The sequence below is a fragment of the Micromonospora sp. NPDC048169 genome (assembly GCF_040652815.1).
In the GTDB taxonomy this organism is placed as follows: Bacteria; Actinomycetota; Actinomycetes; order Mycobacteriales; family Micromonosporaceae; genus Micromonospora.
Genome location: NZ_JBEZMS010000024.1, coordinates 39579 through 52755 on the forward strand (window position 1 = coordinate 39579; position 13177 = coordinate 52755).

General features: G+C 74.2%; 12 protein-coding genes. 6 read left to right on the plus strand and 6 right to left on the minus strand.

The window, feature by feature from the left end; genetic code table 11:
* Positions 1-7: 7 nt before the first annotated feature.
* Positions 8-697: an MtrAB system response regulator MtrA gene (gene mtrA, locus AB0D28_RS20455; protein WP_013284210.1), complete on the minus strand. Its 690-nt coding sequence runs from the start codon at positions 695-697 to the stop codon at positions 8-10.
* A gap of 213 nt (positions 698-910) precedes the next feature.
* Between mtrA and AB0D28_RS20460 the strand changes: the two genes are divergently transcribed.
* Genes AB0D28_RS20460 through AB0D28_RS20480 form a run of 5 tightly spaced genes read left to right on the plus strand, consistent with a single transcriptional unit; the run spans position 911 to position 5919 of the window.
* Positions 911-1756, plus strand: coding sequence for a hypothetical protein (locus AB0D28_RS20460; RefSeq protein ID WP_357387904.1), 846 nt, complete (start codon positions 911-913; stop codon positions 1754-1756).
* Positions 1753-2343 (plus strand): DUF4129 domain-containing protein, encoded by a 591-nt coding sequence (locus AB0D28_RS20465; RefSeq protein ID WP_357387906.1) that lies wholly within the window; start codon positions 1753-1755, stop codon positions 2341-2343. The genes AB0D28_RS20460 and AB0D28_RS20465 overlap by 4 nt, the downstream gene beginning before the upstream one ends.
* The gene (locus tag AB0D28_RS20470) at positions 2340-3638 is read left to right on the plus strand and encodes a DUF4350 domain-containing protein (RefSeq protein ID WP_357387908.1); all 1299 of its coding nucleotides are present in this window, start codon (positions 2340-2342) and stop codon (positions 3636-3638) included. The genes AB0D28_RS20465 and AB0D28_RS20470 overlap by 4 nt, the downstream gene beginning before the upstream one ends.
* Positions 3635-4612: a MoxR family ATPase gene (locus AB0D28_RS20475; RefSeq protein WP_357387910.1), complete on the plus strand. Its 978-nt coding sequence runs from the start codon at positions 3635-3637 to the stop codon at positions 4610-4612. Before AB0D28_RS20470 ends, AB0D28_RS20475 begins: the two co-directional genes overlap by 4 nt.
* Complete coding sequence (locus AB0D28_RS20480) at positions 4609-5919, plus strand: DUF58 domain-containing protein (RefSeq protein ID WP_357387912.1); 1311 nt, start codon at positions 4609-4611, stop codon at positions 5917-5919. Before AB0D28_RS20475 ends, AB0D28_RS20480 begins: the two co-directional genes overlap by 4 nt.
* Here the strand turns inward: AB0D28_RS20480 and AB0D28_RS20485 are convergent.
* Positions 5897-6850 carry a stage II sporulation protein M gene (locus AB0D28_RS20485; RefSeq protein ID WP_357387914.1) on the minus strand — a complete coding sequence of 318 codons (954 nt, stop codon included), beginning with the start codon at positions 6848-6850 and terminating at the stop codon, positions 5897-5899. The two genes, AB0D28_RS20480 and AB0D28_RS20485, sit on opposite strands and share 23 nt — an antisense overlap.
* 41 nt (positions 6851-6891) lie before the next feature.
* Here AB0D28_RS20485 and AB0D28_RS20490 point away from each other — a divergent pair, with 41 nt between their 5' ends.
* Positions 6892-7833 carry an RDD family protein gene (locus AB0D28_RS20490; protein WP_357387916.1) on the plus strand — a complete coding sequence of 314 codons (942 nt, stop codon included), beginning with the start codon at positions 6892-6894 and terminating at the stop codon, positions 7831-7833.
* 7 nt (positions 7834-7840) lie between these two features.
* Here AB0D28_RS20490 and efeB read toward each other — a convergent pair whose 3' ends face one another.
* From efeB to ahcY, 4 genes are all read right to left on the minus strand, one after another.
* The gene (gene efeB / locus AB0D28_RS20495) at positions 7841-9163 is read right to left on the minus strand and encodes an iron uptake transporter deferrochelatase/peroxidase subunit (protein ID WP_357387918.1); all 1323 of its coding nucleotides are present in this window, start codon (positions 9161-9163) and stop codon (positions 7841-7843) included.
* Entirely contained in the window at positions 9160-10287 is a 1128-nt protein-coding gene (efeO, locus tag AB0D28_RS20500; RefSeq protein WP_357387920.1) for an iron uptake system protein EfeO, read from the minus strand. The genes efeB and efeO overlap by 4 nt, the downstream gene beginning before the upstream one ends.
* A 28-nt stretch (positions 10288-10315) precedes the next feature.
* The gene (gene efeU / locus AB0D28_RS20505; protein WP_357387922.1) at positions 10316-11215 is read right to left on the minus strand and encodes an iron uptake transporter permease EfeU; all 900 of its coding nucleotides are present in this window, start codon (positions 11213-11215) and stop codon (positions 10316-10318) included.
* A gap of 188 nt (positions 11216-11403) precedes the next feature.
* Complete coding sequence (ahcY, locus tag AB0D28_RS20510) at positions 11404-12903, minus strand: adenosylhomocysteinase (protein ID WP_357387924.1); 1500 nt, start codon at positions 12901-12903, stop codon at positions 11404-11406.
* Between the last annotated feature and the right edge of the window lie 274 nt (positions 12904-13177).

The window sequence follows — 13177 nt, forward strand, 5'->3', positions numbered from 1 at the left end:
GACCAGGCTATCCGGTGCCCGCCTTGTAGCCCACGCCTCGCACGGTGAGGATGATTTCGGGTCGCTCCGGATCCGGCTCGATCTTGGCGCGCAGCCGCTGCACGTGCACGTTGACCAGGCGGGTGTCCGCCGCGTGGCGGTAGCCCCAGACCTGCTCCAGCAGCACCTCACGGGTGAAGACCTGGCGCGGTTTGCGGGCGAGCGCGACAAGCAGGTCGAACTCCAGCGGCGTCAGCTTCACCTCCTCGCCGTCGCGGCTGACCGTGTGGGCCGGCACGTCGATGGTGATCTGGTTGCCGGGCGGGCCGATGGTCAGCATCTCCGGCGCCACGTCCTCGCCCCGGCGGAGCCGGGCCCGCATCCGGGCCACCAGCTCCTTGGGCTTGAACGGCTTGACCACGTAGTCGTCGGCGCCGGACTCGAGCCCGAGCACGACGTCGACGGTGTCGCTCTTGGCGGTCAGCATCACGATCGGCACGCCGGACTCGCCCCGGATGGCGCGGGCCACGTCGATGCCGCTCATGCCCGGCAGCATCAGGTCGAGCAGGACGATGTCCGGTCGGTTGTCGCGGAAGGCGGCCAGCGCCCGTTCGCCGTCTGCGACGAAGGACGGCACGAAGCCCTCGCTGCGCAGCACGATGCCGAGCATCTCGGCGAGGGCGGGGTCGTCGTCGACCACGAGTACCCGGGCTCTCATGGGGTTTATCGTTCCATCCCCGTTCGTCTGGAGTGTTCGGCGTCTCCACGGAACCGTAGCGCCGAGCGGCCCCACGCACCACAGCAGTCGGCGTGGCCGCCCAGCGTGGCGTGCCGGGGTGGTCGGGTCCACCGGATGCGGACCCGCCGTGCAACCATGATCCCCCGGGCGTCGCCCCGCCCGCCACCTCCGCTCCCCCGCCCAGGAGTACGCGTGCCCGACGCCGGCCCGACCGCGGTGCTGCCGCGCCGTCCGCTGACCGTCGGCGAGCTGCTCGACGCGGCGGTGCTGCTGCTGCGCGACCAGGCGCGGGTGCTCGTCCCCCTCGCCCTCCTGCTGGCCCTCGCCGAACAGGCGGTGCTCCACCCGCTGCGGATGCTGGTCGCGGCCGAACCGCCGGCCTGGTGGCCGGCGGAGATCGGCGACACCCTTCCCGGGTACTGGCTGCTGCTGGCGGCCGGCGCCGGCACCGAAGCCGCGATCATCGCGCTGCTCGGCGCCCCGGCCGCACGCGGTGCCGGCGCGGCGCTGCTGGGCCGCCGTTCCGCGCCGTCGGAGCTGCTGCGCGGCGCCCGGCCGGGCGCGACGCTGCCGGCCGCCGTCCTGGTCGGGCTGACCGTCACCGCCGCCGCGCTGACCGGGCCGGGCTGGTTCCTGGCGTACGCGCTGCTCGGCCTGGTGGTGCCGGTGCTGGTGCTGGACGGGGTGCCGGCGCACCGGGCGCCGTGGCGGGCGGTACGCCTCGCCGGCCGGGTCGGCGCGCGGGCCGCCGCGATCCGGCTGCTGGGCTACCTGGGCTGGTGGCTGATCCGGCTCGGCATCGGGCTGGGCGTCTACTACGGGCTGGGCATGCTGGGTCTGTTCGACGTCTCGGCCTGGGCGCTGCCGGTGACGATCGCCGCCTTCACCGCCGTGAACGCGCTGGCGTACTCGGCGCTCGCCTGCCTGGACGCGGTGCTCCACCTGGAGACCCGGATCCGCACCGAAGGGCTGGACATCCGGCTCTCCCGCGCGCCCGCCGGCGTGCCCGAGCCCGCCCTGCTGGCGGCGTACCGGTGAGCCGGTGGTGGACCGAGACGGTGGCGGCCCTCGGTGACGTGGTGCCGCTGCCGCTGGCCGCGCTGATCCTGCTGGGCGTCGCGCTGCTGGTGGCGCTGGCATGGTACTTCTTCCCCGCGTGGGTGCCCCGCCGGCTGCCCCGGTTCCGGTTCCCCCGGCTGCGGTGGCCACGCCTGCCCCGGCTGAGGTGGCCCCGGTTCCGGCGTCCTCGCCGGTCCCGTGACGACGACCCGCCGCCCGTGCGCCTGCCCGCGCCCCGGCTGCCGGAACCGGCCGGGCCCGGGCTGGCCGACCGGCTGGCGGCCGAGGGCCGGTACGCGGAGGCGGTCCGGGAGCGGCTGCGCGAGATGGTCCGGCTCCTGGTCGTGCGGCAGGTGGTGGAGCCCCGCCCCGGGCTCACAGTCGTCGAGCTGACCGAGGCGGCGGCCCGTGCCCGGCCGAGGGTCCGGCCCACGCTGCACGAGGCCGGGGCGATCTTCTCCGACCTCTGGTACGCCCAGCGCCCCGCCACCGCCGCGCACGACCGGCGGATGCGTGATCTCGCCGCCGACCTGAGTCGCGAGCTGACCGGGGAGGAGCCGCGGTGACCGCCACCGTCGAACCGGAGACCACGACTGCGGCCACGACTGCGCCGCGTCGGCGGCCGTACCGGTTGCTCGTCCCGCTCGGGCTGGCGGTGCTGCTGATCGTGACCACGCTCGTGCTGCGCGCGGTCGACCGGCCCGACGCGGACGAGCCCGGTTTCCTGTCCCCGGTCGCCACCGACGGCGACGGCGCCAGCCGGCTCGCGGAAGCACTGCGTACGCAGGGCGTGCCGGTACGCCGGGAGACGGATCTGACAGCGGCGCTGCGTACCGCCCGCGCCGAGCCGAGCACGCTGTTCGTGCCCGCGCCCGGGCTCGTGCACCCGGACCTGCTCGACGGCCTGACCACCCTCCCGCCGGGCAGCCGGCTGGTGCTGGTCGAGCCGTCCCGGCGGGTGCTCGCCGAACTGGACGTCCCGGTCGAGCCGGCCGGCGTTCGCTGGGCCGCGCGGGCGGTGCCGCCGGACGCGGACGGCACGCCGTGCCGGCTGCCCGAGGCGGTCCGGGCCGGTGTCGCCGCGATCGACCTCCAGCGTTACGCCGGACCGGCCGAGGTCGACCACTGCTACGGCGGCGCGCTGCTGCGCGTCCCCGGGCGGGTCGAGGTGGTGCTGGCCGGCGCCAGTGACCCGTTCCGCAACGACCGGATCGGCGAGTGGAGCAACGAGGCGCTCGCCACCGGCCTGCTCGGCGGCGACCGCCCGCTGGTCTGGCTCGACCTGCCCGAGCCGGTACCGGCGCCGACCCGCCCGAGCTGGTCCCCGGCACCGTTCACCGAGCAGCCCGCGCCGGCCGGCAGCGGCCGGTCGGAACGACCCGATCCGCCCGACCGCGCCGACCGGTCGTGGGAGAACCCGCTCTGGGGCGCCTTCCCGCAGTGGTTCTGGGCCGTCCTGGTGCAGCTCGCCCTGGCCGGGCTGCTCGTGGTGCTGTGGCGGGCCCGCCGGCACGGGCCGCCGGTGTCGGAGCCGCTGCCGGTGACCGTCCGGTCCGCCGAGACGGTGCGCGGCCGGGCTCGGCTCTACCGCCGGGCGGGCGCCCGGGAGACCGTCGCCGGGACGTTGCGCGCCGCCGCGCTGGACCGGCTGACGACCCGGCTCAACCTGCCCCCTGGGACACCCGACGACGAGGTGGCCGCCCGGGTCGCCGAGCGCGCCGGCGCCGACCCGGAACGGGTGGCCGACCTGCTCCACGGCCCGGCCCCGGCCAACGACCGCGAGCTGCTGGAGCTGGCCCGCGAACTGGACGCCCTGACCCGTACCCTGGCCCCGCATCCGAGCGAAGGAGACCCCCGGTGACCGGACCCGTCACGACCACCGCCCCGTCCGGCGCCCGCGCCGCCCTGCACCGCCTGCGGGCCGAGGTGGCGAAGGCCGTCGTCGGGCAGGACGCCGTGGTCACCGGCCTGGTGATCGCGTTGCTCTGCCGGGGGCACGTGCTGCTGGAGGGCGTACCGGGGGTGGCCAAGACGCTGCTGGTGCGGACCCTGGCCGCCGCGCTCGACCTGGACGCCAAGCGGGTGCAGTTCACCCCCGACCTGATGCCCGGCGACGTCACCGGCTCGCTGATCTTCGACCAGCGCACCGCCGCCTTCACGTTCCGGGAGGGGCCGGTCTTCACCAACCTGCTGCTCGCCGACGAGATCAACCGCACCCCGCCCAAGACGCAGTCGGCGCTGCTGGAGGTGATGGAGGAACGGCAGGTCTCCGTCGAGGGCGAGCGCCGTCCGCTGCCGGACCCGTTCATCGTCGCGGCCACCCAGAACCCCGTCGAGTACGAGGGCACCTACCCGCTCCCCGAGGCGCAGCTGGACCGCTTCCTGCTGAAGCTGACAGTGCCGCTGCCGGAGCGGGAGGAGGAGCTGGGCGTGCTGCGCGCGCACCACGCCGGGTTCGACCCGCGCGACCTGGGCGCGGCGGGCGTACGCCCGGTGGCCGGCGTGGCGGACCTGGCCGCCGCCCGGGCCGAGGTGCGGAACGTGCACGTGGCCGAACCGGTGCTCGGCTACATCGTGGACCTGTGCCGGGGCACCCGCTCCGCGCCCGCGCTGGAGCTGGGCGCGTCCCCGCGAGGCGCGACCGCGCTGCTGAACACGGCCAAGGCGTGGTCCTGGCTGGCCGGCCGCGACCACGTCACGCCGGACGACGTCAAGGCGGTCGCCCGGCCCACGCTGCGGCACCGGCTGCGTCCTCGCCCGGAGGCCGAGCTGGAGGGCGTGACCGTGGACGCGGTGCTGGAGTCGGTGCTGGCCACCGTGCCGACGCCGCGATGACCTGGCGGGCGGGTCTGCTGCTCGGCGCGGGCGCGCTGACGCTGCCGTTCTGGCCGGCGCCGTTCCTCGGCGTCGCCGTGCTGACCGCCGTGGTGCTGCTGCTGGTGCTGCTCGACCGGGCGTTGGCGGTCCCGCCGGACGCGCTGGTCGTGACCCGTTCCGGGGAGCGGACGGTCCGCCTCGGCGGCACCGCCACCGTCTCGCTGCACCTGGCCAACCCGACCGACCGCACGCTGTACGCCCAGGTGCGCGACGCCTGGGTGCCGTCGGCCGGGGCTCGCCCGGACGTGCCGCCGGACCGCCTGCTCACCGTGCCGCCCGGTGACGCCGCCACGCTGCCGGTCCGGCTCACCCCGACCCGGCGCGGCGACCGGCGGGCGGTGGCGCTGACCGTACGCTCGCTCGGGCCGATGCGCCTGGGTGCCCGGCAGCGCGCCGGGCGCCCGGCCACCCCACAGTGGACGCTGCGGGTGCTGCCCCGCTTCGACTCCCGCCGGCACCTGCCGGAGAAGCTGGCCCGGCTGCGGGTCATCGACGGGGTGCAGGTGACCCGGGGGCGCGGTCACGGCACCGAGTTCGACACGTTGCGCGAGTACGCGGTGGGCGACGACGTCCGCTCGATCGACTGGCGGGGCAGCGCCCGCCGCGCCGACGTGCTGGTGCGCACCTGGCGCCCGGAGCGGGACCGGCGCCTGGTCTGCGTGCTGGACACCGGCCGCACGTCGGCGGTACGCCTCGGCGACGAGCCCCGGCTGGACACCGCCATCGACGCGGCGCTGCTGCTCACCGCGCTCGCCGCCCGCGCGGGCGACCGGGTGGACCTGCTGGCGGCGGACACCGAGATCCGGGCCCGGGTCACCGGCAGCGGCCGCCCGGCGCTGCTCGCCCGGCTGGTCGACGCGGTGGCGCCGTTGCAGCCCGCGCTGGCCGAGACCGACTTCGAGCTGATCGCCGCCGAGGTGCTGCGCCGGGAACGGCAGCGCAGCCTGGTGGTGCTGTTCACCGCGCTGGAGGCGGGCGCGATCGGTGACGGGCTGTTGCCGGTGCTGCCCCGGCTGGCCACCCGGCACCGGGTGGTGCTGGCCGCCGCCAGCGACCCGGTGCTGACCGGGCTCGCCACCGCCACCCCGGCCGGCCCGGACGACCCGTACGCGGCCGCGTCGGCGTGGCGGGCGCTGGCCGAGCGGGACCGGGTACGCGCCGCCCTGTCGCGCTACGGCGTGACGGTGGTGGACGTGCCCGCACACCGGCTGGCCCCGGCCGTCGCCGACACCTATCTGCGGCTCAAGTCCCTCGGCCAGCTCTGACCGCACGCCGGCCGAGCACCAGCGCGTACGCCAGGAAGGCCAGCCACACCGCGGCACCGGCCGCCACCCGCAGCACGACCGGCACCGGCGCCGGGGTGACGAACGCCTCGATCAGCGCGGAGACCGCGAACATGCCGACCAGACCGGCCGCGACCACGACGGCGAGCTTTCCCGCCTCGGCGACCGCCGGGCCGCGGCCGAGGTGCGCGGGCGGGGCGATCCAGGCCCAGGCGGTACGCAGTCCGACCCCGGCGGCGACGAAGATGCCGGTCAGCTCCAGCAGCCCGTGCGGGGTGATCATGCCGAAGAAGACGTCCGCCCGGCCGTAGGAGACCATCACGCCGCCGACCACGCCGATGTTCAGCGCGTTCTGCCACAGCAGCCAGAACACCGGCACCACGAGCACACCGGCGGCCAGGCACTGGGCCGCCAGCCACGCGTTGTGCGTCCACAGGTGGAACGCGAAGGTAGGCGCGGCGTACTCGCTGTAGTAGCCGGCGAAGCCGGAGTCGACGAGTTCCCGGGCGGCCTGCTCGCCGATGAACGCGGCGGCGGTGTCCGGGTTGGCGGCGACGAACCAGATGAGGAAGGCGGTCAGGGCGCTGAACGCGGTGGCCACGCCGCACCACCAGGGCCAGGCCCGGTAGAGCGCGGCGGGCAGGTCGGCGGCCAGGAACCGGCCCACTGCCGTCCAGGACAGCCGGGGGCGGCCGGTGACCCGCGCCCGGGCCGCGAGGACGAGGTGGGACAGGCGGTTCACCAGCGCGGGCTCGGGGGCCCGGGCGCGCAGCGCGGACAGGTGCGTGGCGCTGCGCTGGTAGAGCGCGACCAGCTCGTCGACCTCGGCCGCGTCGAGGCGACGCCGCCCGGTCAGGTGTTCCAGCCGCCGCCATTCGGCGTTGTGCTCGGCCACGTACGCGTCGAGATCCACTCACCCTCCCCCGTCCGGCGTCCATGGTGTTCACTGTCGGGGTGCGCGCGCAACCTCCCCCACCGCCCCGGTGGGCCGACGCCGGTCTGGTCAGCGGCGAGGCGGTGGAGCTGGACATCCGGGCGGCCCGGCTGGGCTCCCGGGTGCTCGCCCTGCTGATCGACGCGGTGATCCAGCTCGTGCTGGCACTGCTGCTCGGGACGGTGCTGACGGTGGTGGCGCTCGCCCTGCTCGGTGACGTCCTCGACGCCGCGCTGGCCGGCGCGCTCCAGACCGTGCTGCTGGTGCTGGTCCTGCTCGGCTATCCGGTGGTGATGGAGCGCTTCGCCGGTGGCCGGACGGTGGGCAAACTGGCCGTGGGGCTGCGGGTGGTACGGGCCGACGGCGGCCCGGTCGGTGTGGGCCAGTCGCTGACCCGGGCGCTCGTCGGTGTCGCGGTGGAGTGGCCCGGCCTGGTGCTGCCGCTGTTGAGCTGGGTCGCCGGCGTCACGGTGATGCTCACCGACCCGCGTGGTCGCCGGCTGGGCGACCTGGTCGCCGGCACGCTCGTGGTGCACACCCGTGGCGCCGGAATGTGGCGGCCGCTGCCGCCGGCACCCCCGCCGCTGCTGGCCTGGGCGGCCACGCTCGACCTGACCCGGTTCGACGACGGGCTGGCGCTTGCCGTCCGGCAGTACCTGGACCGGTTGCCCCAGCTCGCCGAGCCGGACCGGTCCCGGCTGGGCCGGGCGCTGTGGGCCGAGGTCGCGACGGTCACCTCACCGCCTCCGCCCTGGGCGGCGCAGGACTGGGTCTACCTGTCCGCCGTGCTGGCCGAGCGGGGGCGCCGGGCCGCGCTGCGGTTGGGCCGCGCCCGGACGGTCACCGCCACGCTCTGGCCGGAGCTGGTCCCGGCGCAGGCGGGCGTACCGCACCCGGCCGCGCCGGCCGCCGGGTTACGGCCCGCCGCGCCGGAGGCCGCACCCGGTCCGGTACGCCGCTGAGCCGCGCTCAGGCGAACAGCTCCCGCCCCCACCAGTCGGCCGCGTCGCGGACGCCCGGCGGGCAGGCGAACAGGCCACTGGAGACGTGCCGCAGGTACTCGTTCATCGCGTCGTTGCGGGCCAGCCGGGTCTGGACGGGCACGAACTGCCGGCGCGGGTCCCGCTGGTAGGCGATGAAGAACAGACCGGCGTCGAGCCGGCCCAGCCCGTCCGAGCCGTCCACGAAGTTGTAGCCGCGGCGCAGCAGGCGGGCGCCGTTGTTCGCATCCGGGTGAGCAAGCCGTACGTGCGCGGTGGCCGCGATGAGCGGCTCGCCGTCGTCGCCCTTCGCGGCGAAGTCCGGCTCGTCGAACTCGTCGCGCCGGCCCAGTGGCGCGCCGCTGCCCTTGGTCCGGCCGACGATCATCTCCTGCTCGGCCAGCGGGCTGCGGTCCCATGTCTCGATGAGCATCCGGATCTTCCGGGTGACCAGGTAGGAGCCGCCGGTCATCCAGTCCGGGCCGTCGCCGGGCTGCACCCAGAGCTGGTCGCGCAGCAGGCCGGCGTCCTCGGCCTTGAGATTGGCGGTGCCGTCCTTGAAGCCGAACAGGTTGCGCGGCGTGGCCTGGTCCCGCGACGTCGACGAGGTACGCCCGAAGCCGAGCTGCGACCAGCGCACGCTCACCACGCCCATGCCGATGCGGGCCAGGTTGCGGATGGCGTGCACCGCCACCTGCGGGTCGTTGGCGCAGGCCTGCACGCAGAGGTCACCGCCGGACAGCTCCGGCCGCAGCGCGTCCCCGGCGAAGTGCGGCAGGTCGGCCAGCGCGGCCGGACGGCGGGCGGCGATGCCGAAGCGGTCCCGGCCCTGCGCGTCGCGGAACAGCGTCGCCCCGAAGCCCACGGTGAGGGTGAGCTGCGACGGGGGCAGTCCGAGCGCCTCACCGGTGTCGTCCGGCGGGGCCTCGGGCATGCCGCCGACCGCGCCGATCACCCCGGCGTCCTTGCCGGCGGTCATCCGGGCCCCGGCGGCGGTCCACTCCTGGAGCATCGCGACGAGCCGGTCCCGGTCCTTCGTGACCACGTCGAACGCGACGAAGTGCAGCCGGTCCTGTGCCGGGGTGGTGATGCCGGCCTGGTGCTCGCCGAGGAACGGCACGGAACCGGCGGCCGATCCGGTGGCGGACGCCTCGTTCCCGCCGGCGAGCAGAGCGCCCGCGCCGCCCGCCACCCCGGCGACCCCGGCCACACCGACGCCGGCCAGTGTCATCGCCCGGCGCCGGGACAGGCCACGGCCGCTCCGCTCGCTGTTCGGCTCGCTCGACGCGTCGCCGCCGGCCGGACCGGTCATCGCGCGACTGCCGCCGCGACCTTGCTGACCGGCTCGGCCAGCGCGTTCACCGCGTCCGACAGCTCCTTCAGCTCAGCCTTGCCGAGCTGCGTGTGCAGCTTCCAGCCGTCGCCGGCCCGGTGCCTGCCGAGCGTCGCCTCCACGTTCGCGAACTCGCCGTCGAGCTGCTTGACCAGGTCGGGCGCGCGCTGCTCCAGCGCCGGGCGCAGTGCGGCGATGGCCGCCTTCGAGCCCTCCAGGTTGGCGTTGAAGTCCCACAGGTCGGTGTGCGAGTAGCGCTCCTCCTCGCCGGTGATCTTGCCGCTGGCGACCTCGTCGAGCAGCGCCTTGGCACCGTTGGCGAGCTGGAGCGGGGTGAGCTTCTCGGCGTCGGCCTTGGCGACGATCGCCTTGACGTCGGCCAGGAGCCGGTCGGCGATCGGCCCGTCCTTGCTGACGTCGCCGGTGGTCCAGAGGTCCTTCTCGATCCGGTGGAAGCCGGTGAACTCCATGCCCTCCTCGACCACCTCCTCGCGGCCGTCGATCTTCGGGTCGAGGTCGCCGAAGCTCTCCGCGACCGGCTCGATCCGCTCCCAGTAGGTGCGGGCCACCGGGTACAGCGCCTTGGCCTTCGCCACGTCGTTCGCCTTGACCGCCGCCACGAACTCCTCGGTCTTCGTCAGCAGCGCGGCGGTCTGGCTGCGCACGTACCGCTGGTAGCTCTCGGTGGCCTGGGTGAGCGCGGCGTCGGGTGCGACGGTCGCGGCGGTGCCGGAGACCTTCAGCGCGCCCCGGATGCCCCGGCCGCTCATGCCCGGCTTGCAGGCCGTCTCGTACGTGCCGGCGGCCAGCTCGACCCGCAGCTCACGGCTGAGCCCGGGGGCGATGTTCTCCACCTCGCCCATCACCCGGTCACCGGCGGCGTAGACGTAGAACTCGTTGACCTTGGAACCGCTGTTCGTCACCTTGAAGGTGACCTGACCGGCGTCGATCTCGGTGTCGCCGACCTCGCAGGCGGTGTCGGTGGCCTTGACGGCGATCGGCCCGCCGTTCGTGGCGTCGGCGTCGTCACCGCCGCACCCGGCCAGGCCGGCGACGGCGAGCAGCCCGGCGGCGGCGGGCGCGACGAGTCGAGTGGTACGCATGGCGCGGGGTCTCCTCGGAAGGGGCGGGTCAGGCGCGGGATGACGGGACGGCGGCCACGTCGGCCGCAACCGGCTCGACGGGCTGAGCGGGCTCGACGGGCTGAGCGGGCTTGACCGGCCGGCCCGGCTTGCGCAGGAACAGCGCGAGCACCGGCACCGCGTACGCGACCCAGGCGATCAGCTCCAGCACCGTCGGCGCGGCCGTGACGTTGAACATGCCGGCGAGCAGCGCGCCGTACCAGGAACTCGGGTCGAGCGTGCCCGAAATGTCGAACGCCAGGTCGTTCAGGCCGGGCAGCACGCCCGCCTCCTGGAAGTCGTGCACGCCGTACTTGAGGATGCCGGCGGCGACCAGGATGAGCAGCGCGCCGGTCCAGGTGAAGAACCGGCTCAGGTTGATCCGTACCGCGCTGCGGTAGAGCAGGAATCCGATCACGACGGCGGTGGCGATGCCGCCGGCCAGGGCGAGCAGCGCGCCGGGCCCGGTGCCGCCGGCCGCACTCTCGGCGGCCGCGTAGAAGATCAGCGCGGTCTCCAGGCCCTCGCGGATCACGGCGAGGAACGCCATGCCGGCGACGGCCAGGGAGCCGACCGCGAGCGCGTCGGTGAGCTTGCCGCGCAGCTCACCGGCGATGGTGCGGGCGGCCCGGCGCATCCAGAAGATCATCCAGGTCACGAAGACCACGGCGGCGACCGAGGTGACCGCCTCGAACAGCTCGCGCGACTCGGAGGTGCGCAGCAGCGAGGTGGAGGTGTACTGGATCAGGGAGCCGAAGACGACGGAGAGCGCCACGGCCAGGCCGACGCCGGCCCACACCTGCGGCAGCCGGTCCCGGCGCTGCGACTTGACCAGGAAGGCGACGAGGATGCTGACCACGAGTGTCGCTTCCAGGCCCTCACGCAGGCCGATCAGGTACGTGGCGAACATGGGAACTCCGTAGTCAGGCTTGCCTCAGTTAACTTAGGGCAGCCATACCTTGCTCCTCTTCCCAGCAAACGTCAAGCTGATCCGCGTAACGTCACCCGGTTCGACATCCGCAAGCCTTCCCCGTACGCGAAAAGGGACCGGGACGGCCGCGCGGCGGCCGACCCCGGTCCCTCCGGGAGCGTGGAGACTCAGTAGCGGTAGTGGTCCGGCTTGAACGGGCCCTCCTGGGAGACGCCCAGGTAGGAGGCCTGCTCCTTGGTGAGCGTGGTCAGCTTCGCGCCGAGCGCGTCCAGGTGCAGCCGGGCTACCTTCTCGTCCAGGTGCTTGGGCAGCACGTAGACGCCGATCGGGTATTCGTCGGTCTTGGTGAACAGCTCGATCTGGGCGATCGTCTGGTTGGCGAACGAGTTCGACATCACGAAGCTCGGGTGGCCGGTGGCGTTGCCCAGGTTCAGCAGGCGGCCCTCGGAGAGCACGATGATGGCGTGGCCGTCGTCGAAGCGCCACACGTCGACCTGCGGCTTGATGTTCTCGCGGGTCACGTCGCTGCGCTTGGCCAGGCCGGCCATGTCGATCTCGTTGTCGAAGTGGCCGATGTTGCCCACGATGGCCTGGTGCTTCATCCGGGCCATGTGCTCGTTGGTGATGACGTCGAAGCAGCCGGTCGCGGTGATGAAGATGTCGGCCTGCTCCACCACGTCGTCGAGCGTGGCGACCTGGTAGCCGTCCATCGCCGCCTGGAGGGCGCAGATCGGGTCTACCTCGGTCACCACGACCCGGGCGCCCTGGCCGCGCAGCGACTCGGCGCAGCCCTTGCCCACGTCGCCGTAGCCCATGACCACTGCCATCTTGCCGCCGATCAGCACGTCGGTGGCGCGGTTGATGCCGTCGATGAGCGAGTGACGGCAGCCGTACTTGTTGTCGAACTTGCTCTTGGTCACCGAGTCGTTGACGTTGATGGCCGGGAAGAGCAGCGTGCCGGCGCGGTGCATCTCGTAGAGCCGGTGCACACCGGTGGTGGTCTCCTCGGTGACGCCCTTGATGCCGGCGGCGATCCGGGTCCACCGCTGGCCGTCCTCGGCCAGCGAGCGGTGCAGGAGTTCGAGGATGACCGCGTACTCCTCGGAGTCAGCGGACTCGACCGGCGGCACGACACCGGCCTTCTCGAACTCGGCGCCCTTGTGGACGAGCAGGGTGGCGTCGCCGCCGTCGTCCAGGATCATGTTCGGACCCTGGCCGTCCGGCCAGTTGAGCACCTGCTCGGTGCACCACCAGTACTCCGGCAGCGTCTCGCCCTTCCAGGCGTAGACCGGCACGCCGGCCGGGGCCTCCGGGGTGCCCTCGGGGCCGACCACCATCGCCGCGGCGGCGTGGTCCTGGGTGGAGAAGATGTTGCAGGACGCCCAGCGGACCTGCGCGCCGAGCGCGACAAGGGTCTCGATCAGGACGGCGGTCTGGACGGTCATGTGCAGCGAGCCGGTGATCCGGGCGCCGGCCAGCGGCTGGGCCTCGGCGAACTCGCGCCGGATGGCCATCAGGCCCGGCATCTCGTGCTCGGCGAGCCGGATCTCCTTGCGCCCGAACTCGGCGAGCGACAGATCCGCCACCTTGTAGTCGCCCTCGGCGAGGGTGCTCGGCCGGGCCTGCGACGACGCGCCGCTGGAGGCCGCCGGGAGGGTGCTGGTCATGGAAGCTCCTGTCGAACGATGGTGGTGCGCAGCTTTCCACCTTACGCTCGCGGACCACTCCCTCCGTGCCCGGTTTGCCGACCGCGCAATCGGCCGGTCGGCGGACAGCGCACGGGGCGGTCGGTGGTGAGCGAACTCTCCACTCACGGCCCGGCCGCCCCGCGCATCCCCCCGGTTTGGTTCCCCCGCACGTCACCGGACCTTTCGGCGCGACAACGCTGCGTACCCATAGGGTCACACCGCATTGGAGGACCGTCAAGCCGTTTCGGGAAAG